Origin of the sequence: Flavobacterium hungaricum (assembly GCF_015182285.1) — a bacterium.
In the GTDB taxonomy this organism is placed as follows: domain Bacteria; phylum Bacteroidota; class Bacteroidia; order Flavobacteriales; family Flavobacteriaceae; genus Flavobacterium; species Flavobacterium hungaricum.
Genome location: NZ_PRDM01000001.1, coordinates 556,178 through 579,065 on the forward strand (window position 1 = coordinate 556,178; position 22,888 = coordinate 579,065).

The following is a 22,888-nucleotide window of genomic DNA, read 5'->3' on the forward strand; positions in this document are numbered from 1 at the left end:
CAGAGATGCACTTGGAATTTGGAATTTTATTTTTAGAATTTTCTCTGTTTACTGCGTTACAATAACCACAATTTTATTAAAATCGGCAGCAGCATTGATTACCGCTTTGTATTGATCAAAACTTGAAAGCGGATAATTGACGATGTTGTAAAACTCTGTATTTTCGACAATTACTTCGTTTTTGTTCTGTGTATATTTACTCGTAAACGCAGCTTCTGTTTTGCCATCCAGATCGGTTTTATAATCCATTACAAACTTATCTAAGTTTTTAATCGTAGCTCCGTCAGGAAGTAGAATTCTAATTTTTCTGGTATAATAATGCGGATAATCAATTTCTATCGGGAGAAGACGTTTGCTTTCCTGATAAAACTCCATTTGGCTTCCGATTGTTTGTCCAACCGAAAATAAATAGTTAGCGCCTGCTTTCTGAATCATGTCTTTACCATCAAAAGTCAAGTTTAACTGATACGGTTTTTTACCCACAAATTCAGTTCCGTCGTTTTCTGTTGTTAAGGTTTTATATTCTTTTTGCAGGGTATAATTCTCAGAAATAGACTTCAGCATTGTTTTATACTGTTCTGCAGAAACAAAGTCTTTTAAAGGCTGAAAATTCATCCCAGAATAACCACCATAAGTCATTTTACTGGTAATTAAAGGATTTTCTAAGTCTTTTGTAAAATCAACCGTGATGTCCATATAATCGTGTGTGATTTCTGTTCCTGGAATTTCAATAAAATTAACCTCGCCAATTCCCATTGCCACACCTGCAAAAACTTTTTCTTTTAAGAAAAGCCCGTTATTGTTTCCTAAATAATTTGGAAAAAGCGGCAAACGGTATTCAATTTCAGTAGGAGTAAGATATTTTTTTATTGCAGGAAAATAGAATAAAAACTCCGCTAAATTCTCATGGCTTTCAAAATCTTTATCAAATGGTATTTTATATCGGTTAGAAGTAAAAACCAGATTTTGTTCTATTTTAAAATATTTAAAAACCGCGATGTATAACTTTACAATATCGGGACTATTGGCTTGTTTAGAACTTAAAACTTCAGAAAGAGAAGATTTTGAATCAATATACTTATCGTAAATTATTGTTTTTTTGATTTTGTTTTCGATATTCCAAATCTGTTCCTGAGTATCTTTTGACTGCGGAATACTGCTGCAAAAATTAGCAATGGCTTTTTCTTGTTTTTTGTCTAAAACCGGATTTACAATCTCGAATGTAGTAGTGGCATATTCTTTAAAACTGTTTAAATTTCTGCCTTGCGTGTATAAATTGGCATCCAGTTTATAACGAAATAATTTAACACGAACGTCCCAATTAGAATACTGTTCATCATCTTTTAATGCTGGAGTATCTTTTTCGTTAACACGAAGAATTTTTTTATGTTCCAATGATTTCTCATCCAATTCCGGCTCGCTTAATCCGTTGTATGATTTTGTTTTAAAAACTAAATGCTCAGGAAAAATAAGTTCAAAGCTAGAGGCTGCGATCGGAAATTCGTCCTGTAATTTTACAGTATTTCCTTTTAAATTCGGAAGTTCCTGCAGCACGTACAGTTTTTCGATAACAGCTCCTTTTTCAAGACCGTTTATAGCAAAATAGTTGTATTTCATTCCCTTTTCCTCGTCGATCTCTTCTTTGATATCTTTTTTGTCTAGAGTAATTACTTTACCGCTTTTTAAGATTACACGCAGTTTGTTGACCAAGATATTCGCCTGATCTCCAATCGGAATGTATACTTTATTATTTCTTTCGATGGCATCGTCAGAATTAATGTATTTTTTCTCGTGTATTAAGCGATACTGTACAGACGAGTTTTTGTCGACAGCAATTTCAATTTTGATATTACGGTTTAAAATAACCTCTTTTTCATTTTGATAATTTTTCGGAACGTCTATTTTAGTGTCTTTTGCGTCCCAGTCGTAATTTTTAAAACTATAATCTTGACCAAAAAAGACAGTCGAGCACAGTAATGCTATAAAAGTTAAAATACTTTTGAGTAAGTGTTTTTTCATTATTTTTCTAATAAAATTATAGTTTCGTTATAGTTGGATTTCAGTTTTTTAATGGTTTCATTCCAAGGCTCAAAATCGTTTGGATTCAGCATCATCTTTTTTAATGTTATATTGGCTGTGAGCTGTAAATTACTGCCTTTCAATTCGTATGAAAAATTAATTTTTAAATAATCATTTTCTAAATCAAAGTTTTTAGGAAGGTATTTAACCGAATAGCCAGCAGGAATTTTTAAAGAATATACGGTATTGAACTGCGTTAAATATTCAAATTCATATTGCGCGACACGATCTTTTTCCATCAACGCTTTTTCCAGAATTTTGTCTAAAAACAAATTCAGATAAATTTCTTTATCAACCTTAACCAGATAATTATCAAGTTCAAAAGTATAGTCTACGCTGTACGGAAGCTCCTTATCGCCAAGATTTTCTTCTTTAAAATCTTTAAGAGTAAATTTGTTATTTCCTTTTATAACCAGCGATCTTATCATATCCATACGCGCTTTGTTGGCTGCATCGCCAATCTGCATCAAAGTATGGCTTCTGTTATAACCGTAACGATCTACTCTTGCAGTTCCTAATAATTTTGATCCAGAAACAATCAATTGTATGTTCTCGTCGATCTTATTTTGAACGGCAGGAACAGTAGGAACAGGAAAAATTTTATATTGATCGTTTTCACTAAAGAGTACTTCTTTGCCTTGAATAAAAGCAGTTGGGATTCCGTATCGGGTTTCTTTATCAGTTCCGTCCAGAAAAATATATTCCCCGTCTTTTTTAAAAATGGCAATCATGTGATTGTCAACAGACGGTGTCGCCAGATCTTTGTAAGAATACGGAATAGAGCGTGTGCCAATCCAGGCAACAGTGACATTTTTTACGCCCGCATATTGCGCCATACAAGAAATGATACTCGACATGTCTTTACAGTCTCCGAATTTTCTATGAAAAACCAGACTAGCTTCTCGCGGAATAAATCCTTCGTAACCATTTTCAAAAGCAATGTATTTAATGTTTGCTTTTACCCAATAAAAAATACTTTTAACTTTCTCCTCGTCTGTAGTTTTATCTTTAGTGATTTCAAGCGTTAAAGCTTTCAAATCGGCATCCTCGGTTTTGTTTAGATCTTTGACAAATTTTCTATAATAATTATACAATTCAGCTACATCTCCTAAAACAGGCGTTGTTTTATTGTTTATCGTATATTCTTTAATATAAAAATCGATGTGCGGTACCTGATACAAATATCCTGGTGTATTTTGTTCAAACTTAATAGGTTTTATATCTGCCGATTCCCATCGATGAACCCATTTGCCTTTTTTTTCTGTTTTAGAATAGGAAATGGTTTTGTTTGGATCATTAAAGATTTTATAATCTATTACAATGTTTTTATCTGTTTTTACTTCTAAAACACTCGATTGTACCGGCATGTAACTGCCAAATATAAACTTGTGCAAAAGATGCGGATCTATAAATTGTGTCTGGTAATTGTACACCTTTTTAGCACCTGGTTCCATATTCGGAAAAACCAGCTGACGCTCTTTTACATCATTATAAAAAATAGAACTTTGCTGCGACTGCTTCTCTAAAGATTGTGTAACCTTTATCTTTTTGTCTTTTCCATTTTCGTTTACAACCGTGTAAGCATCATAATTTTTTAATTGAACCAGATCTGAATAAGAAAATGATTCTTTGTTATTAATGATGCCGTTCTGGCTTAAAATCATCGATTCAAAATGATTGTCCTGAATGATTTTTAAGCCGCTGCTTTCAATAGAAATATCATAAGATTCGGTATTGGCTACAATAATTTCGTTATAATCCGGATACAGGTTTTTAATGTCTGCAAAGGATTTTTGTGCTATTGCCGCAACAGTACTTAAAACAAAAAACACTAAGCAGCCAACAGTTTTATTTGCTAATGCCGACCAATTCATCAGAATCATATTTTTTGGTTGCTATAAGTTTTCCAGCGTTGTAAAGTAAACTATCGCCGTGTAATTCGTCTTTTTTAATTGTAATGCTCGCCCAAAGCTGACCGTCTTCTTTAAAATATTCTTGTTTACCATCGTATTCGTTGTTTACAAAATGTTCTTTTTTGTAAACTTTTCCGTTAGCATAATATTCGATACGGTCTCCGTCCAGTACATCATCTTTATAAGAAGACTCATAATCAGGTTTTCCTTCAGCATTATTAATGACAAATTTACCCTGTAAGTTTCCTTTATTGATCGTAAACTGAATAGCAGTTTTACCGTTTGGATACTGAGATGCAATTGCAGCTGTCTGGTTTTCGATTACAACTTTCTCGTTCAATTCTCCCGTTTTATTTTTTCTGATGTAGAATTTAGGAGCGTCATTTTCATAATTAACAATTAAAATTGGCTCGCCTTTTTGGTTGTAATAAGTAGTGTTTCCGTTATGAAGATCGTTTTGATACTCACCTTCAGACATTTTAGATTTATTATTGTAATAACGAATCGATTTACCATTTTCTGAACCAAAAGCGTATTCTAAAGTAAGTCTTAGATTTCCAACATAATCATAGTATTTGTTAAGACCGTTAAGGCTTCCGTTGTAGTAATTACTTTCAACTAAAATTGAACCAGTCGGACTGAATTTTTTGTATGCATTTTGAAGGACACCGCTTTTATATTCACTTTCCAACATTTTAGTTTTGTTCTTGTCAAGAATAATTTGTTTACCATCTAATAAACCATTTTTATAGTTATTATTTTTGGTATACAATCCACCGCCATAGGTTATGCTAAAAGCTCCGTTCTTGTTTTTAAAATCAATGTCATTTTCTAATTTCTCCGTAACACTAAACGATTTTAATGTAGTTGGAACATTCTCAATATAAGATTCAATTCGTAAAATTTTTCCGTCTTGTCTGTATGTTATTTTATTGTTACTGAGTTCGTTATTGGTTAAATAACCTTCTGTATTCAGCGCTCCGTCAGAATAATACGTTTTAAAAGGACCGTTTTGATCTCCATTTTCGTAATTGTAAACCTGGCTTAGTTTGTTGTCTGTGTATACTTCGTACAAACCATTTAAAAGGTCGTTGCTTTCGTAATTAATGCTCGAAATTGTTCCGTTTGATTTGTAATTGGTAACAATACCATTTGTTTTACCGTTCGTGTAAGATTCTTTAAGGCGCAAAATTCCAGAATCGTACAAATAAGTCCATTCTCCTGTTTTTTTGCCTTTTACAAAATCACCTTTAATTTTTTCGCTTCCGTCAAAATTCTTTACCTCAAAACCTTTTTTGTTCAGACTGATTTCAGAACCTTTCGGATTAGCTACGGTAAACTGAAGAGCAGATTTTAACTCGCCTCCTTTGTATTTTTCTACAAAATACTTATTGCCGTCGTTGTCAAAGCAGTCATAGCTTTCCATTTCCTCTTTGTCATTGTAATAAGTTTCATATTTTTTCTTGCCGTTTTCAGCATAGTCCACCATTTTTACAATTTTCCCAGCGTTATAAATATTTTCTCTTTTTAAAGTTTTGTTCGGATAATAAGATTTATAAGTGCCTTCTATTAAACCATTTTTGTAAACAGTCTCCGATTTTATGGTTTTTCCATCATAATATTCTACATAATTACCTTCAATTTTGTCGTTTACACATACATAATTTTCGGTGATATCTCCAGCTTCGTTATAACGGATAAATTTTCCGTTAAGTTTATCCTCTGTATAATCAATTTCCGTTTTCTTATTTCCAGCTTCATGCAGACAAATTAATGTTCCGTTTCTTTTTCCGTTTACAAAATTCACCTCACATTGTTTACCGCCATTAGGATAATAAGAAGTACTAATACCGTCTAGAACATCATCTTTGTAATTTTCTGTCATCGAGATATTACCGTTTGTATAGTAAGCGTTACGAGTTCCGTTGGCTTTTCCGTTTACAAAATATTTCTCATCGGCAAGTTCCCCTTTGTCGTTAAAATACTTCTGGCTTCCGTCCAAGAATCCTTTTTTAAAGTTTAAGTCTCCTTTCAGATTCCCGAAATTATCCAGATATTTACATCTTCCTTCAAATTCGCCGTCTATTTGTTTTCCTATAATGTATGGTCTTTCCTGATCAATAGAAACGACTACTTCTTCTACAGTACCAAACATGTCTAGTTTTCTTTTTCCGAAAGCAGACCAAAAATCTTTTTTAAGATAATCCGTTACAAATGAGATTATTTTTTTCTTTTGTTTGGTCAATTCTTTACCAAGCTGTTCTTCCATAGAAATAAGGCTGTAATAGGAATAAGCTTCAAGCTGGTTCTTTTCTACCATTTGTTTTACCCACGGCAGGTAAGTGTTTTCAAAGAAACCATCGCCCATTTTATGTTCTAAGCTGTATTCTGCAATTGCCTGAATTTGTCTTGTAATTTTATCGTCGATGCTTGATTTTATTTTGTAAACCTTTTTTAAAGGAAGCTGATTTCTTAAAATAGTTTCGATTTCTTCAAAATTATCTCCAGATTTAGAGAAAACGAATTTATTTTCGCCCAAATAATTTTGTCCGTAGTTCGCATTTAAAGCCACAATAGCCTTGGTTGCATAAGGTCCTGTCGGAGCCAGAACAAGATAACTCATAAGAGCCAGTGTTCCCTCTGTGATTTTTCCGTTTTCAAAAGCGCTGATTCCTAATAAATAATGAGAAGAAGCATGATTCGGATTATTGGTAATGATGTTTTTCAGGATGTCAATTCCCTTTTGTGTTTCGCCTTTTCTGATGTAAAGAAGCGCAAAATTATATTGATAAGGAGAATAGTTGGACATGTATTTTTCGCCCTCTTTAAAAATCTTTTCTGAGGCTTCGTATTCTTTTTCATCACTTAAAAAGATACCGTAAATTTGAAAAAGCTCCGGATTTTCCGTCATTTTTCCTTTTGAATGCAAATCTTCCAAGAAAGCTCTCAGTTCTGTTTTCTTTTCCTGAGCACTCAGCGTAAGTGCTATTTCGTATTGTGTAGTAAGATATTTTGGATCAATTTTACTGATTCTCTGATATTCTTTTAAGGCTTCGTCGTATTTTTTTTCATTATGAAGACGAATTCCTTTTCTAATAATTGAGTCATTGTTGTAGACAAAAGCGTAGTCAGTTTGTGAATAGTTTTTTGAAAATGAAACTAATAAAAACAGCAGTAAAATTTTTTTCATTGCAGAGGTTTAGGTTTTTCCAAATATAGAAATTTTCACTAAATCTCGAGTGGTTATAGGTATTTCTTTATTAAATATTTTTAAAAAAGTTACATAATTATCATTAAAAGTATTAAAATTACAATGTTTTTAATATTAATTTCAGATATTTTTTACGTAACTTTCTGTTTGTTAATAAGTTGTGTTGCTGTTAAATGTTATTCTATATCTTTAATGAACTCATCGTATTCTAAATAAAACATTTCCAGTGCATGCATTTTTTCATTAAAAAAATCGAAAATTGCATCCCAGTTATTGCGGTTGCTAAAACCTACACCTTCTTTTTCGACCCAGATTCTGCTTATCGTTTTACCGCTTTCTAAAGTATAATTTTTTTCAAAAACCAGATCTTTAATAAATTCTTCTTCCAAAATGCCTTTTAAAGCTTCCAGCTTCTCAAAATAAGCAATACGTTTTTCTTCGCTTCTTTGCTCGATATCAATCAAAACCTGAGCTTTTTTATTATCAACAAAAAACTTAAAAGAAAAATCTTTTATTTTGGTATCGTACAGCACCCATTTGCGCGGATATTTTTCTGCAAACGCTACCCAAAATTCTCTCTTAATTCGTTGTGATTCTTCTCTACTGTACATTTTTTAAGGCTTTAATAGCAGAAAACTTGCGGTACTGCGTTTTCTGAAGTATATTTATGTTTTAATTTAAAAATACAAAAATAAGCTTTGATTATGAATTTTCAAGACTTTTTAAAATATGTTCCTGATATAATTCCTGCAGCATTGCCAGCCATTAGTTCTCATTTAAAAATGGCGCCAAAAGAACGTATAGAGGGCTTGAAAAATCTTGATACAGCAGCTCTAAATGCCAGAATGGCGGGAGTCATGATGTTATTTTATCCTAAAGAAGAGCAGACACATTTGGTTTTAATAGTCAGAAACTCTTATGAAGGAGTGCATTCGGCTCAGATTGCTTTTCCGGGAGGGAAATTTGAAAATGAGGATTTTAATCTCGAAAATACCGCACTCAGAGAAACTCAGGAAGAAATCGGAATTGACCGTGAAAAAATAGAAGTGATCAGACATTTTACACCAATGTACATTCCGCCGAGTAATTTTTTAGTGCATCCATTTTTAGGTATTGCAAAAGAAGAACTTGCTTTTTATCCCGACATAAGAGAAGTAGCGTCTATTATAGAATTGCCTTTGTCGGTTTTTTTGAACGATGAAATTATTATCGAAGCCAGATTATCAACGTCTTATGGAGCAAATATTCTCGTACCGGCTTTTAATATTCAAAACCATATTGTTTGGGGTGCAACAGCAATGATTTTGAGTGAATTGCGCGACGTCTTGAAATTGGTTTTGGATGAAAAACGTAATGACTAAAAAATTAACAATTTAATATTCTTTTTGATAACAGTTAGTTAAGGTAATTGTTTTATTGTATGGGTAAAAGAATAATTTTTGTATGTTTGCGAACTCACAAAAAAATAAGATTTAGTAGTTATGGGATTGTTTAAACGAAATCCTTTCGGTCATATATTATTCATCAAAAAATGGTTAATCCGTATTTTGGGGGCAATGACACATAGAAGATATCGAGGTTTTAATGAATTACAGATTGAAGGATCTGAAATTATTAAGACACTGCCCGATACTAATGTTTTGTTTATATCCAATCATCAGACTTATTTTGCCGATGTTGTAGCGATGTTTCATGTCTTTAACGCAAGTTTATCGGGACGTCAAGATACTATTAAGAACATTGGTTATTTGTGGCAGCCCAAAATGAATATCTATTATGTTGCCGCCAAAGAAACGATGCAGGCGGGCTTACTGCCGAGAATTCTAGCTTATGTGGGAGCTATTACAGTAGAAAGAACCTGGCGTGCAAAAGGGGTAGATGTGACCGAAAAACGAGATGTAAACCCAAATGATACCGAAAACATTAGAATTGCGCTTAAAGACGGCTGGGTAATTACTTTTCCGCAGGGAACTACAAAGTCATTTAAACCAGTCCGTAAAGGAACTGCACACATTATCAAACAGCATAAACCAATCGTAATTCCGATTGTTATCGACGGTTTCCGCCGCTCTTTTGACAAAAAAGGACTTCGAATGAAAAAGAAAAATATTCTTCAGTCTTTCATTATCAAAGAACCTCTAGAGATTGATTATGAAAACGATACCATCGAAGAAATCGTAGAAAAAGTAGAATACGCTATCGAACAGCACCCTTCATTTTTAAAAGTAATTCCAGCAGAAGAAATTAAAGTTCAAGAAGAACTAAACAAATTGCGACGTTGGGATTATTAGGATTTTTGTTTTGAAGTTTTAGGTTTGAGGTTTCAAGTTTCAAGTTTCAGGTTTGAAGTTTCAAGTTTCAGGTTTCAAGTTTGAGGTTTCAAGTTTGAAGTTTCAAGTTGAAATCTAAAATCTCAGAACCTTAGTACCTTAGTACCTTACCATCTCAGCACCTTCTCTTAAAAATCTATCTTCTTCAATTCCTTGTAATTCGCATATAATCTTCTTAAAAGTGTTCCGTAAATCAATCTATAGAAGCACCAGAATAAGCCGAAGAATCCGGCAATCATAAGAAAAAGAATTCCGATTGTAGCAAGCATTGCTTTTCCGTCTGCGGCTAGTTTATCTCTTAAAAATTCCATATCGGGATTGTAAAGAAAAACGATAAAGAAAGTAAAAATAGATACGATTACAATCATTCCTAAATTATACCAAACATAATACTGCACTGTTTTTCTGGTTCGTAAAATTGCACTCATTAATAATTTGGTCGAAACAGTAGCCGAAATTGTTCTATAATTTTTGTAAAAGAGTACAACAAAAATAAGCACAACAACGTAATTAAAATACGTAAGTATATTAAGCGCGGTTACTATTCCGGGATGATTCGCTTTTCTCGTAACTTCATCTGTGTTCAGGAATAGGTTAGAAAAAGTCGAAAGTGAAATCTCCAAAATGCTTATAATCAAAATCCATTTTACAATAGACGATGATTTTTTGTGAATCATTATGTAAATCTCTTTTTCAGAAATCTGTACAAAAGAATCTGAGTTCTTTTTCCAGTCTTTTTTTAATAAATCCAGTTCTTTCATAAATATCGTTTAGGGATTTAATATTTTTTTAAGTTTCCCTTTAATTCTGTTCATTTTCACGCGGGCATTTACCTCGCTGATTCCTAGTGTTTCGGCTATTTCCTGATAATCTTTATCTTCAAGATACATAAAGACCAACGCTTTTTCAATATCATTTAATTGATAAACCGCTTTGTACATCAATTTAATTTGTTCTTCCTCTTCATAATTATAATCAACATCTTTTACAAAATACTGGTGGCTTTCATAATCTACGGTAGATATGGTTCTTTTGGTTTTGCGGTATAATGTTATTGCAGTATTTAAAGCGACACGATAGGTCCAGGTAGAAAACTTACTGTCTCCTCTAAATTTGGGATACGCTTTCCAGAGCTGTATAGTAATTTCTTGAAAAAGGTCTTTATGAGCATCTTCGCCAGCAGTATACAACCTACAAATCTTGTGGATTATATTCTGATTTGCCTGCAGCTGCGCAACAAATGACTGTTCTAGATTTTCGCTCATATTTTGTATTAGTAGCGCCGTGATGCGTTTTGTTACATTCAAAAATAAAAAAAAATAAAATATCCTTTCTTTATTAGTTTTCTGAATAATTTTAATTTTCTTTCCAACCTTTTAACAAAAATAATTCTCTATAAAGAAAACGCCTCCTATGAAAATAATTTTACTCTTCTTTTTTATATCGACTGCAGTATTTTCACAAAAGATGTACAAAGGCAATATTAGCGACGAATACGGTGCTCTTCCTGGTGCCTCTATTTGTGTTAAAAATACTCAAAGATGTACTTCGTCAGATTTTTATGGAGATTATCAGATTTTAGTAAATCCTGACGATGAATTGATTATATCGTATATCGGGATGGAAACTAAGACTATCAAAATTAAAGATCTCGAAGAAAGACAGAGCGGTCTGGCTGTAAAACCCGTTTTGAGTGATGACTACAACGAAAAAATCAAAAAAGAAAATGATACCATTATAATTTCTAAGCCCGCTGGTAAAATTGATTCTAATGAATTTAATAAACTAGGATTTTTGGAAATAAAGAATATTGCACGAAAAAGCGATGGAGAATATGTCTTAAAACAAAGACGCGACTATGATGCTTTGTCGTTTGAGATAAATCAGGAATTTAGTGTTGCAGCACCAATTCGGCTTCCTAAATATCAAAAAAGTTTTGCGCAGGGAAGAAGCCAGAACGGACAATTGGTTTATCAGTCTCCAGAAACAAACGAAGTTTTCAGCTGGGGGCCGGACGTTACTACTTTAGCATATTCTAATACGGTTTCAGAATATTATCCTCAGGGAAATATTGTAAATCAATCGGCAGCAAATACGAGCCCTATAGCATTATACAATCCAAATCATTTTTTTCAAAATAAAACGGATAGCAAAACTTCTTTAATGGCTCAAATTGAAAATGTAAAAAATGATTTACTGACATTAAATCTCGCCTATGCAAGAGGAAATATTGTAATTCCAGACAGTAAAAACTACGAGATTAATACGTCATTGCGGTATTTAAAAAACATTTCAAAAAAGAGTAAAATAGAAATGCTTTTAAAATATAATACTTTTTATAATAATCTTTCGAACGCCAATTTCGGAGTCAACAAAATTGTTTTTGCCAATGCTGTAACACCAGTTCATTTTGATAATCAGCTTAACGCTTCATTGGCCTCTGGTCTGCAGCGCAGTTTTTCAAATACAGAAAACAATCCCTACTATCTCATTGATCAAAATATAGACAGTAATAAAAGTTCGACTATAGATTTTTATTTTAAACACGATTATTCTCATAGAAGCAATTCAAATATTGTTGACTTTACTTTTCAGTCTTCACAAATAAAAGGAGAAAACGGCCAGCATCCTTATTTTGCAGGAATTGATCTTCCGAATTTTGACATAAGAAATGAAAAATTCAATACTTTTTTGTTCTCAGATCGGTTTACATACGATTTTAATGGTGGATATGTCGAATCAAAAACAAGTTTAGGATTTAAAAAAAGAGATTTAGAACGAAATTATTTCTCCAATTATAACGCAGTCGAAAATTATCCGCTGCAAAGCGAGAATTCAGATCAATTTAAATCGGTGCAGGACCGTTTTGAGGCCGCTTCTGGTTTGAACGCTGCTTACACCATACAGGATATTTTAGGCAATTACGAAAGACTTATGCTAAGGGGGAGCGGCAATCTTACGTATTCGTCTACAGTAAACAACAGTCTGCTGGGTAATGCATTGTTTTCTGCACAATTACAAAATTTATTTAATACGAATTTGTCATTTTCTGCAACCCAGAATTTTATTCAAGCAGAGCCTTCGCTTCAAAATAATAATTTAAACTTTAATACTCTGAACTATGCTTTGGGCGACTTTAAGAAAAGCCGTAATAACTTAGAATTAATTACGCCGAAAAATGCCGTTCCGACGAATGAATTGTTGACCCATTTTATTTTGGATTATTCTATTTACAGTTGGAATTTTACGCTCAATTACTATTTCAAAAAAACAGATAATTTGTATGTCCCGCTTTTAAATTCGGGTACTTTCAGCTGGTCTCCAGAAGTAAATTACAAAGAGCGCGGTGTCGAACTTGAAATTAGAAAATACCTTTACTATGGTACTAATTTCCGTTACGGATTCAGTTTCAATTTTGCCTCTTACCGAAATGAAGTAACCAGTATCCATAACGGTCAATCCAGAATTTCGTTTGCTGGATTCAGCGATATCAATAAAAATTATGTTGTCGGCCAGCCGTTGGGCGTTATTATGGGAAGCAGTTATTTACGAGACGCATCGAATAATTTAGTTATTGATACAGATGGTTTTCCTATTAAAAACTCAAATCCGAAAATACTCGGAAACCCTAATCCAGATTTTGTGCTGGGTTTTAATAATACCTTTAATTACAAAGATTTTACGCTCAATGTTTCTTTTGATTATAATAACGGAGGCGAAATCTGGAACGGGACACAGCAGACGCTCAATTACTACGGAAAATCGGCTTTCACAGAACAACAGCGCAGTATTTCGAATTATGTTTTTGAAGGAGTTACACAAACTGGCGCTCCAAATACAAAAGCAGTTTCTTTTTATGATGTTAATCTGCCGGCAGAACAAAATCGCTGGGTACGTTATGGAACCGAAGGTGTAGCAGAAGACGCCATAGAAAAAGCAGACTATTTAAGATTGAGCTCACTGAGTTTACAATACAAAATAAGAAACAATAATTATGCTGCGCTCGATTTTTCGATTACTTTCTTTGTCGATAATGTTTTTGTCTGGGCCAAAAGTAAATCGGCTTTTAGTAACAATACCATGTTAAGTTCTGTCGAGACCAGCGGACTGGATTATTTTAATACACCTATGATGAGAAGTTTTGGTTCTCGATTAACTCTTAAATTCTAAAGCCATGAAAATTTTAAAAACGATATTTTTTCTTTTGATGTTTCAAACTTTTTCTGCGCAGCATTTAGAAAAAGATCTGGCGGCAGTGTATCAAAAATCAATTACCGAAAAAGTATACCTGCAGTTTAATAATGTTTTGTATACGCCTGGTGAAGTTGTTTATTTTAAAGCCTATATCGCTGCAGGAAATAATGCTCCGACTTTTTTAAGCGATTATTTGTATGTAGACATCTTGGACGGCAGTAATAAAAAAATCAGCTCGCAGACTTATTTAATAGAAAGCGGCAGTGCATCCGGCTCCTTTTTGATTCCAGAAAATACAGTATCCGGAATCTATAAAATTAAAGCCTATACCAAGATTCAAATTGATCTTGCAGACGCCGTTTTCGAAAAAACATTTTTTATACAGAAAGTCGTTTCGCCAAGGGTTTTAATGAAATTGGATTTTAAGAAAAAAGCATACGGAAAAGGCGAGGTCTGCGAAGCTGATTTTGATTTGAAAAACCTCGAAAATAATCCAATCAAAAATTATGAATTTAAATACGATGTTTTTATTGCTGGACAAAAGATAGATTCTCTCCATAGTAAGACAAATGAAGAAGGAAAAGCCGTTATTCAATTTAAACTCCCGAAAACGCTGCAATCGAATGACGGAATTTTAAATGTAATGATCGATTATGATAATTTTAAAGAATCGGTTACGCGTTCTATTCCAATAAATTTAGAGTTTGTCGATCTGCAGTTTTTACCAGAAGGCGGCAGTTTTGGTTTTAACGAAAAATATTCGCTGTTTTTTATTGCAAAAAATGAATTTGGACTTCCGATGGACGTGGCTGGATATATTGAAGATCAAAAAGGGAACAAAATAACCGAGTTTAAATCTTTTCATGACGGAATGGGAAAACTCGCTTTGAAACCTGAGGAAAATAAAAAGTATTACGCCGTTTTGACTTCGCCTTTTGTATCAAAAGAAAAAATAGCGCTTCCAGAAGCCGAAAAGAATGTTTTTGTAATGAATGCGGTAAAGGCTTCAGGAAATGTTTCTGTAACTATTTTTTCGCCAATTGAAAGTAAAGCTAAAATTCTGATCCGAAATACGTTTAAAGTACATCAGGTTCTGGATTTGAATTTAAAAACGGGATCGAATTCAGTTACTGTTGATACTAAAAAATTTCCTGTCGGGATTCACTCTTTTTCTTTAGTGGTTGAAGATAAAATCGCAGCAGAAAGACTGGTATTTTTAAATTATCAAGACGGCTTAAAAATTGAAATAAAAACAGACAAACAAACCTATCTGCCAAGAGAAAAAGTACAGGTTTCTATTTTGACAAAAGATAAAAATAGCAAACCAATAAGTTCCAATTTATCGGTTTCAGTTATTGATTCAAAACTGCTCTCTTATATAGACGACAAACAGGATAATATCTTGTCCTGGATGCTTTTGGGTTCTGAGTTAAAAGGAAAAGTATTTGAGCCTCGATTTTATTTTGATGAAAATAAAAAGCTGGAAGACAGAGAAGAAGCTGTAGACTTACTTTTGAATACATTGGGATGGCGAAAATACAGTCAGGAAAATATCGCAAAATTACTGGTGCAGAAAAATGCAGAACCAGAAAAAAGCAGCATGGTTGAAGGCTTTATAATCGACCATAACAATCGACCTGCAGCAGTAAAAGTGCTGTTTTTTACCGATACCGGAAAAGTGTTTGAAGTAAAAAGTAATACCAGTGGTTATTTTAAATTCAATAAAGTGCATTACGACAATTTGGCTTATTTGAGTGTTCAAAACAAATCAAAGAATAACCCATACGTGATTAAAAATTCGATTGTAAACAAAGACGAAGTTTTAAGAATGAAAGATACTCTTTTGAATAAAAAAGTAACTGAAATTGATTATAAAGATTTAATTAAAAAAGCTGGTTCGACGCAGGAAGACAGCAAAGAAATGAAAATCATTTCGTTAAAAGCTTCGGCAAATCACCTTGAAGAAGTTGTTACAATTGGTTATGGAATAAACTATAAAAAAGATTTGACATATAGTACTGTAATTGTAAGAGCAAGTGAAATTTTAAACTCAGTCAGCGGGCGCATGGCAGGGTTGTCTATTACAGCAACCTCTGGTCAAACAGGAACAACCGATAAAATCAAGATTAGAGGATTAAGCTCTATTTACGGCAGCAGAGCAGGCGGACAGCCCTTAATTGTGATAGACGGAATTCCTTATGTAAACAACGAAAATGCTTCTTATCTGGGAGGATTAACAGCAGCTTCAATAGATAATATTACAATCTTAAAAGATGCTGCAGCAGTTTCTCTGTACGGTTCTGAAGCTGTCAATGGAGTTATTGTCGTAACCACCAAAAAGAAAATGTGGAGAGGTAATCTTCTTTTTGGAAAAAAGAACCACTATACTTTTCAGTTTGTGAAAAAAGGAACATTGAAAAAAATGGATCAAGCCATTAGTTTCTATGCCCCTAAATATGAATCAACAATCACAGAAGAAAAAACAGATTTTAGAAACTGTATTTATTGGAATTCAATCGTTCAAACCAATAATAAAGGCGAAGCTAAATTGGAATATTTTAATTCTGACGATGCTACTTCGTTTAGAATTCTGGTAGAAGGAACCTCTTTTAAAGGTGATTTAGGAAAAGCAGAAGCCGTTTATACAGTAAAAGATTTAATTCAGACAGATTTAAAAATGCCAATTTATGCTTCGGAAGAAGATTTAATTAAAATACCGCTTTGGCTGAAAAACAATTCAGAAAAAATACAGACTTTAAATTATGCAGTAGATTTTAATGGACTGCCTTATAATAATCAAGGGAATAACGAATCGGTTTTATTGCAGCCCAATGAATCTAAAGTCTCTTATGTTTATTTACAGACTTCTAAAACAGGTAAAAATATTCCGTTTGAAATTACGGTCTCAGGAGAAAATTATAAAACAAAAATTAAAAAATCGATCGATATTTATGCAAAAGGTTTCCCAATGCATATTGCCATTTCGGGAACAAAATCGCAAGAGCAGGACTTTACACTTTATGATGTACTGCCGAATTCAGTTCAATCAGAATTCAAAATATTTTACAATCCGTATTCGTCAATTTTTGATGGTTTAGAAAGTATGCTGCGCGAACCAAGCGGTTGTTTCGAGCAAGTTTCGTCTTCTAATTATCCTAATATAATGGTAATGCAGTTGTCAAAATATAAAAATGGTGCAGAAGATTTTAAAGCAAAAGCTTTGAAACAATTACAATCAGGATATCAAAAACTAAAAAACTACGAATCCAGAGACGGCGGTTTTGAATGGTATGGCGGTAATCCCGGCAACGAAGCACTTACAGCTTATGGATTGCTGCAATTTCATGAAATGAACGAATATGTAAATGTTGATAAAAAGATGATTGACAGAAGCATTAAGTGGCTTTATTCTAGAAAAGATGAAAAAGGAGGTTTTATGCAAAACCCAGGAAAGTATGGTTTTTCTGGAATGAGATACGCAGTCAATAACGCTTATATCGTCTATGTTTTATCCGAAATAGGAGGAATGGATATTGAACTACAGTACAAAAAAGCAGTAGAAGAGGCGTTAAGCAGCAGAGATATATACCGAATGGAATTAGTGGCTTTGGCATCATTCAACTTAAATAAGATAGAGCAGTACAATAGATTAATGGAATTTATAAAAGCACAAGTCACCAAACAAGGTTTTGAAAATTTGAAGGCAGAACAAACCGTTATCAATAGTTATGGTAATTCGATGAATGTTGAAATTGCGGCGCTTTACGCTTTAAATCTGCTAAAAGAGAAAAGCGATTTTGTGGAGGTTGGCAAGGTTTTAGATTTTATTCAATCTTCCAGAAAATATTATGGTTTTGGTTCAACACAGGCAACGGCTTTGGCTCTAAAAGCTATTGTTGAATTTACTAAATTGAGTTTAGAATCAAAACTTGCAGTGCCTGTTTTGGTTAGTTTAAATAAAGAAGATATTCCGGCAAATAGTAAAGATAAAGATGGAAATGTTGTTTTAAAAGATTTAAAAATTAATAATGCTGCCAATAATTTTGCTGTTAATATTCCTGATGGAAGTTTTATTCCGTATTATTTGGCGGTTAATTATCAAAGTTACAAACCAAACAACTCAAAAGATTGCAGATTACTGCTGACGACAAAAGCAACGGCAGAAAAAGTAAAATTGAGCGAAACGGCAAGGGTTGAAATTACAGTTCAAAACAATAATGCTTTTCAGGTTTCTAATCCAATTGCGAGAATCGGAATTCCAGGCGGCTTTACTCCAGAACCTTGGCAGTTAAAAGAATTAATGGATAAAAATGTTGTGGACTATTATGAAATTTTTGGAAGCGAACTCGTATTGTATTTCAGAAAACTGGACGCAAAAGAAAGTAGAAAAGTCAATATTGATTTAAAAGCAATTATTCCCGGAAAATACAAAGGAATTGCTTCTTGCGCATATTTGTATTATGAAAATGAACACAGAAATTGGAATTCGGGAATTGAGCTGGAAGTTTTGCCTTAAAGCAGTTCTACCTGACAGGTTTTAAAGACCTGTCAGGTATTTTAGTTTAGAATTGCTGTGTTCTTTAAAAGAAATACTTAAAACTCTTTTCCCTTATAATAATTAATCATCAAATCAATAAACTTACTGTAGCTTTCCATTCCGTCTTTTTGGTTGTTTGTTTTTAAGAAATTATCATAAAGAAAATGAAAACCTTTGTCGATAAAAGTGTCGTATTTTTTCCAGAAATCCTGACTTTCCTGATAGTTTTTTAAAATGCCGGGATGAATCGTTTTTTTCAATTCATTAAAGATCCTTTCATTTTTAAATTTCCAGATTCCGAGACAATATCTAAGAGCAAAACTATATCCAGAATATTGAAAATATAAATCTTCATTTTTAATGGAAGCCAAAACGCCAATAAAATTACACTCGTTTTCGCTTGCAAAACCAATTTGATGTGCCATTTCATGAGCACTTGTAAGCGGAAAATTATACATCGGCAGCAAGTCATTAACCTGCGCTTCGTTTGTAAAAGGATTTAAATAGCCGCCAAATCCCATATAGGTCAGCGACATACTGAAAAGTGATTTTTTTACACTTAAAATTTCATATTTAAAAAACGAATGTTCTTTTTCTAAATTGCGATAACCATTCAGGTTCATTTGAAAAGTTTCTTCCTGTGAGTACGGAAAAACTACTTTTGCGGAATCATTTTTTGTAATCTGAAATTGAATGTCATTTGTTTTAGTAATTAATCTTTTGGTAAAAGCTAAAAGATCGGCATCGCTGTATTCTCTTTTGATTTCCATTTTTTCAAAAAGAGGTTTACGATAGTAATTAAAAGCCCATAACAAATGGAAGAAAAAATAAAAAATAGAAATTTTACCCACAACTTTTAAGAGATGATCTTTCCATGCCAATTTCCAAGTTTTTCGAATTCTCCAAAACCAGCTGATAATCGATAAAATTAAAAAGGCATACATAAAATCGCCAAACGAAAATGGAAGACGGCCTAATAGACCTCTTGAAAAATGCGAAATTCTAACATATAAATTGTTGCTGTAAAAGCCTTCTACAAAATCTGGAAAAAACGGTAAGATTTTTAAAAAGATAATTTGAACAAGAAGAAATAGAGGTAGAATGTATTTTTTTTTCACAACATTTTTTTTGGATAGGTAAATATAAAAATAAGTTAGCCACGAATGGCACGAATTTTTACTAATTGATTATTTGAATCGAACTTGGAAACATTATAATTTGCGCTAATTAGTATAATTCACGGTAAAAAAAGCATTAAACTTTGTAACTTTGAGGCTCTTAATTGTTAAACATCAAACAAAATATAATGAGTCAAGAAATTAGAAATCTGGAGCCAAAAGCACTTTGGAATAAGTTTGCAGATTTAAACGAAGTTCCTCGTCCGTCTAAAAAAGAAGAACGTGTAATCGAGTTTATGAAAAACTTCGGGAACAGTTTAGGTTTAGAAACTTTTGAAGACGAAATTAGAAACGTAATCATTAGAAAACCAGCGACTCCAGGAATGGAAAACCGCAAAGCAATCGTAATGCAGGGACACTTAGATATGGTGCACCAGAAAAATGCAGATACTGTTTTTGATTTTGATACGCAGGGAATCGATATGTACGTTGACGGAGACTGGGTTCGTGCCCGCGGTACCACACTTGGAGCCGACAACGGTTTGGGAGTTGCAACGATAATGGCAATTCTGGAAAGCAAAGATATTCCGCATCCAGCAATCGAAGCTTTGTTTACAATTGACGAAGAAACTGGAATGACAGGCGCTTTAAACTTAAAAGGAGGCATTCTTCAAGGTCAGATTTTATTGAATTTGGATACTGAAGAAGATGATGAAATTGATATTGGATGCGCTGGTGGAATCGATGTTACAGCAACAAGAAGCTACAACGAAGAAGAAGTGCCAGAAGGCTCTGTTGGATATACTATTACGGTTAAAGGCTTAAACGGAGGTCACTCTGGAATGGATATTCACAAAGGTTTAGGAAATGCTAACAAAATCATGAACCGTCTGCTTTTTGATGGTTTCGAAAATTTTGGACTGCAGGTTGCAGAAATCAACGGAGGCAGTTTGAGAAATGCAATCCCGCGAGAAAGTGTTGCAAAAGTAATTATTTCTGAGATGTTTGATGAAGCGTATCTTTTTGATATGCAGGAAATCATTAACGATATTAAAACCGAATTTAAAACCACAGAACCAAATCTTACAATAGAAATTGTAAAAGGCGATCTTCCAGCAAGTATAATGGATCTAGGAGTTCAGGAAGGAATTATTCGTGCTATTTATGCGGCTCACAACGGTGTTTACAGAATGAGTGCTGATATGGAAGATTTGGTAGAGACATCGAATAATATTGCGCGAGTAATTATAAAAGATGGTGAAATCTCAGTAGGATGTTTAACCCGTTCGTCTGTAGAATCTTCAAAATTTGATTTAGCGAATGCACTTCGTTCTGCTTTTGAATTAGTGGGGTGTGAAGTAGAACTTTCTGGATCTTACCCAGGGTGGACACCCAATGTAAACTCTGAAATTTTAGAAGTTTTAAAAGAGATTTACGAAAAACAAAACGGAGAACAGCCAAAAGTTGTGGCCTGTCACGCTGGACTAGAATGCGGTATTTTAGGAACAAATTACCCAGGAATGGATATGATTTCTTTTGGACCAACAATTCACGGTGCGCACTCTCCAGATGAAAGAGCCAGTATTTCTTCGGCTCAAAAATATTGGAAATTTGTATTAGAAATTCTTTCGAATATACCAGTGAAATAGTTTTAGTGTTCAGTGTTCAGATTTTTAGTAGTCAGTACTGCTGCTAACTAGAAAAACTGAACACTGAACTCTTTTTCCATTATTCAGCAAAAACTGCCAGCTTAAACCTGACCACTGAACACTTTTTTTCAATGTTAATAAAAAACTGCCAACTTAAAACCTGACCACTGAACTCTTTTTTCATTGTTCAGCAAAAACTGCCAACTTAAAACCTGCCCACTGAACACTTTTTTTTATTGTTTAGCAAAAACTGCCAACTTAAAACCTGACCACTGAACTCTTTTTTTCAATGTTAGCAAAAAACTGCCAACTTAAAACCTGCCTACTGAACACTTTTTTTCATTGTTTAGCAAAAAACTGCCAACTTAAAACCTGCCCACTGAACACTTTTCCTAATCTCTCTTAGGATTGTTTTTCTTCTCTCTTTTTTCTTCTTTTTTCTCTTTAGCCGTTTTTAGCGGTTCTTTTTTTGCCGTTTTTTTAGCATCCTGACCCTTTGCCATACTATTTAAATTTTAATTAATTTCTTTTTTGATTGTAAGTAAATATAGCCATAATATTCTGATTTGCTTGAAATATTATTTTAGAAAGTCTCCATCGATGATTAATAATTCTACACCTTTTGTGGTTATCGAGCGGTGAGAACTGACATCGTCAGAAACAACATAAGTCATTCCTTTTGAAAGTGTAAACTTTTCTCCATTTTCTAATTCACTTATAAATTCACCTTCCAGACAATGTACAACATGTCCTTTTTGGCACCAGTGATCAGCAATATAATTTTCAGAATAAGTGACTTTTCGAATGCGTAAACCGCCTAATTGCAGCGTTTGCCAATAAGCTGTTCCGCTGTCTCCGGAATGCTCTGTTTTTGGAATGAGATTCCAATCAATGGTTTGAAAAGGTATTGCAGTCATGGTTTTTGCTTTTTGATTATTGATATTGTAAAAAAAAAGTCCTCAATTACGAATTGTAAATGAGGACTTTAATTTGATATTTAAAAGTAAAATTAATTACGTTTTAATACTTTATATTGTTCATAACAGGCACTAATAGCGTCCATTATCTGCAAATCGTTTGCTGTCTGAATAAAAGAATCCGAATAGTTGCATCGATGCATAATTTCGGGAATTTCATCTTTGCTGATACCCAATAAAACAGCAACGGTTTCACGATCGTACTTAGATTCCAAAAGCGTTCGAACAGTATCGTCTTTTTTCATTTCCTTCAGCTTCTTGAGTTCCTTTCCGTTTTTTCCAAAGAAATTATACAGCATATCGGCGGGATTGAAAATAGATCCCAGAACCTTTCCGAAAGCATTTGGAGCATATTCCCCAGCTTCGTAACCTTGTGTAAGTCCAGAAATACTATAGCGGTAATTTTCTTTTGTTGGAATCAATTTAGAGTCAATTTCAAGATATCCCGTTAAGCTGAATGGTGCAATAACAACTTCTTCCAAAGCAATCGCTTTTTCTGTAAGCTGAATTCGGGTTACTTTATTCTTGATCCAGTCATTGGTAACTCGAATCCTTAAAGATTGAAATCCTAGAATAGAAAAGTGCAGTGTATCATTAACTTGCACGTCAATTTCGAAATATCCTTTTTCATCAGATTTTGCTCCTCTAACTTTATTAGTATTGATAATGTTAACACCCGAAAGCGGTTGTTTACTATCGTCGTTGATTACATAACCTGAAACTCTTTGCGGAACTGTTGACTGCGTTTCTTGTGAGAAACCTAAGTGGGCTAGAAGTGTAAAAAAGAAAACTGCGAAATATTTCATATCCTGATTTAAAGCTCTAAAAGTAATAAATCGGGATTAAATATCTCGCAGTCTTGGAATTTAATTATAAGAAA

General features: G+C 33.4%; 14 protein-coding genes. 5 read left to right on the plus strand and 9 right to left on the minus strand.

The features are described from left to right. Positions 1-48: 48 nt before the first annotated feature. The 4 genes from C4F50_RS02350 to C4F50_RS02365 form a co-directional block, all read right to left on the minus strand. The gene (locus C4F50_RS02350; protein ID WP_193844818.1) at positions 49-2,019 is read right to left on the minus strand and encodes a DUF3857 domain-containing protein; all 1,971 of its coding nucleotides are present in this window, start codon (positions 2,017-2,019) and stop codon (positions 49-51) included. Then, positions 2,019-3,962, minus strand: coding sequence for a DUF3858 domain-containing protein (locus C4F50_RS02355; protein WP_193844819.1), 1,944 nt, complete (start codon positions 3,960-3,962; stop codon positions 2,019-2,021). The genes C4F50_RS02350 and C4F50_RS02355 overlap by 1 nt, the downstream gene beginning before the upstream one ends. Then, a complete protein-coding gene (locus tag C4F50_RS02360; RefSeq protein WP_193844820.1) occupies positions 3,928-7,182 on the minus strand; it encodes a toxin-antitoxin system YwqK family antitoxin in 3,255 nt (1,084 codons plus the stop codon). The genes C4F50_RS02355 and C4F50_RS02360 overlap by 35 nt, the downstream gene beginning before the upstream one ends. A gap of 197 nt (positions 7,183-7,379) precedes the next feature. Further along, the gene (locus C4F50_RS02365; protein ID WP_193844821.1) at positions 7,380-7,814 is read right to left on the minus strand and encodes a DUF4268 domain-containing protein; all 435 of its coding nucleotides are present in this window, start codon (positions 7,812-7,814) and stop codon (positions 7,380-7,382) included. A 93-nt stretch (positions 7,815-7,907) separates the two neighbouring features. Here C4F50_RS02365 and C4F50_RS02370 point away from each other — a divergent pair, with 93 nt between their 5' ends. Next, a complete protein-coding gene (locus tag C4F50_RS02370) occupies positions 7,908-8,564 on the plus strand; it encodes an NUDIX hydrolase (RefSeq protein ID WP_193844822.1) in 657 nt (218 codons plus the stop codon). A gap of 120 nt (positions 8,565-8,684) precedes the next feature. Further along, complete coding sequence (locus C4F50_RS02375) at positions 8,685-9,494, plus strand: lysophospholipid acyltransferase family protein (RefSeq protein WP_193844823.1); 810 nt, start codon at positions 8,685-8,687, stop codon at positions 9,492-9,494. A gap of 167 nt (positions 9,495-9,661) precedes the next feature. Here the strand turns inward: C4F50_RS02375 and C4F50_RS02380 are convergent, their stop codons facing one another. Then, on the minus strand, positions 9,662-10,294 hold the full coding sequence (locus C4F50_RS02380; RefSeq protein WP_193844824.1) for a DUF8845 family protein: 633 nt from the start codon (positions 10,292-10,294) through the stop codon (positions 9,662-9,664). A gap of 9 nt (positions 10,295-10,303) precedes the next feature. Continuing rightward, positions 10,304-10,798 carry an RNA polymerase sigma factor gene (locus tag C4F50_RS02385; protein ID WP_116752151.1) on the minus strand — a complete coding sequence of 165 codons (495 nt, stop codon included), beginning with the start codon at positions 10,796-10,798 and terminating at the stop codon, positions 10,304-10,306. Between the two features lie 148 nt (positions 10,799-10,946). Here C4F50_RS02385 and C4F50_RS02390 point away from each other — a divergent pair, with 148 nt between their 5' ends. After that, the gene (locus C4F50_RS02390) at positions 10,947-13,703 is read left to right on the plus strand and encodes a carboxypeptidase-like regulatory domain-containing protein (RefSeq protein WP_193844825.1); all 2,757 of its coding nucleotides are present in this window, start codon (positions 10,947-10,949) and stop codon (positions 13,701-13,703) included. 4 nt (positions 13,704-13,707) lie between these two features. Then, positions 13,708-18,243, plus strand: coding sequence for a TonB-dependent receptor plug domain-containing protein (locus C4F50_RS02395; protein WP_193844826.1), 4,536 nt, complete (start codon positions 13,708-13,710; stop codon positions 18,241-18,243). Positions 18,244-18,320: 77 nt separating this feature from the next. Here the strand turns inward: C4F50_RS02395 and C4F50_RS02400 are convergent, their stop codons facing one another. Then, positions 18,321-19,382, minus strand: a complete 1,062-nt coding sequence (locus tag C4F50_RS02400) for a DUF3810 family protein (protein WP_193844827.1) — start codon at positions 19,380-19,382, stop codon at positions 18,321-18,323. Positions 19,383-19,570: 188 nt separating this feature from the next. On the opposite strand from C4F50_RS02400, the gene C4F50_RS02405 reads away from it, so the two are divergent. Further along, positions 19,571-21,031, plus strand: coding sequence for an aminoacyl-histidine dipeptidase (locus C4F50_RS02405; RefSeq protein WP_193844828.1), 1,461 nt, complete (start codon positions 19,571-19,573; stop codon positions 21,029-21,031). A 578-nt stretch (positions 21,032-21,609) separates the two neighbouring features. Here the strand turns inward: C4F50_RS02405 and C4F50_RS02410 are convergent. Both C4F50_RS02410 and C4F50_RS02415 read right to left on the minus strand, forming a co-directional pair. Next, positions 21,610-21,948, minus strand: coding sequence for a DHCW motif cupin fold protein (locus C4F50_RS02410; RefSeq protein WP_193844829.1), 339 nt, complete (start codon positions 21,946-21,948; stop codon positions 21,610-21,612). A gap of 92 nt (positions 21,949-22,040) precedes the next feature. Continuing rightward, positions 22,041-22,814, minus strand: a complete 774-nt coding sequence (locus tag C4F50_RS02415; RefSeq protein WP_193844830.1) for a carboxypeptidase-like regulatory domain-containing protein — start codon at positions 22,812-22,814, stop codon at positions 22,041-22,043. Positions 22,815-22,888: the final 74 nt, after the last annotated feature.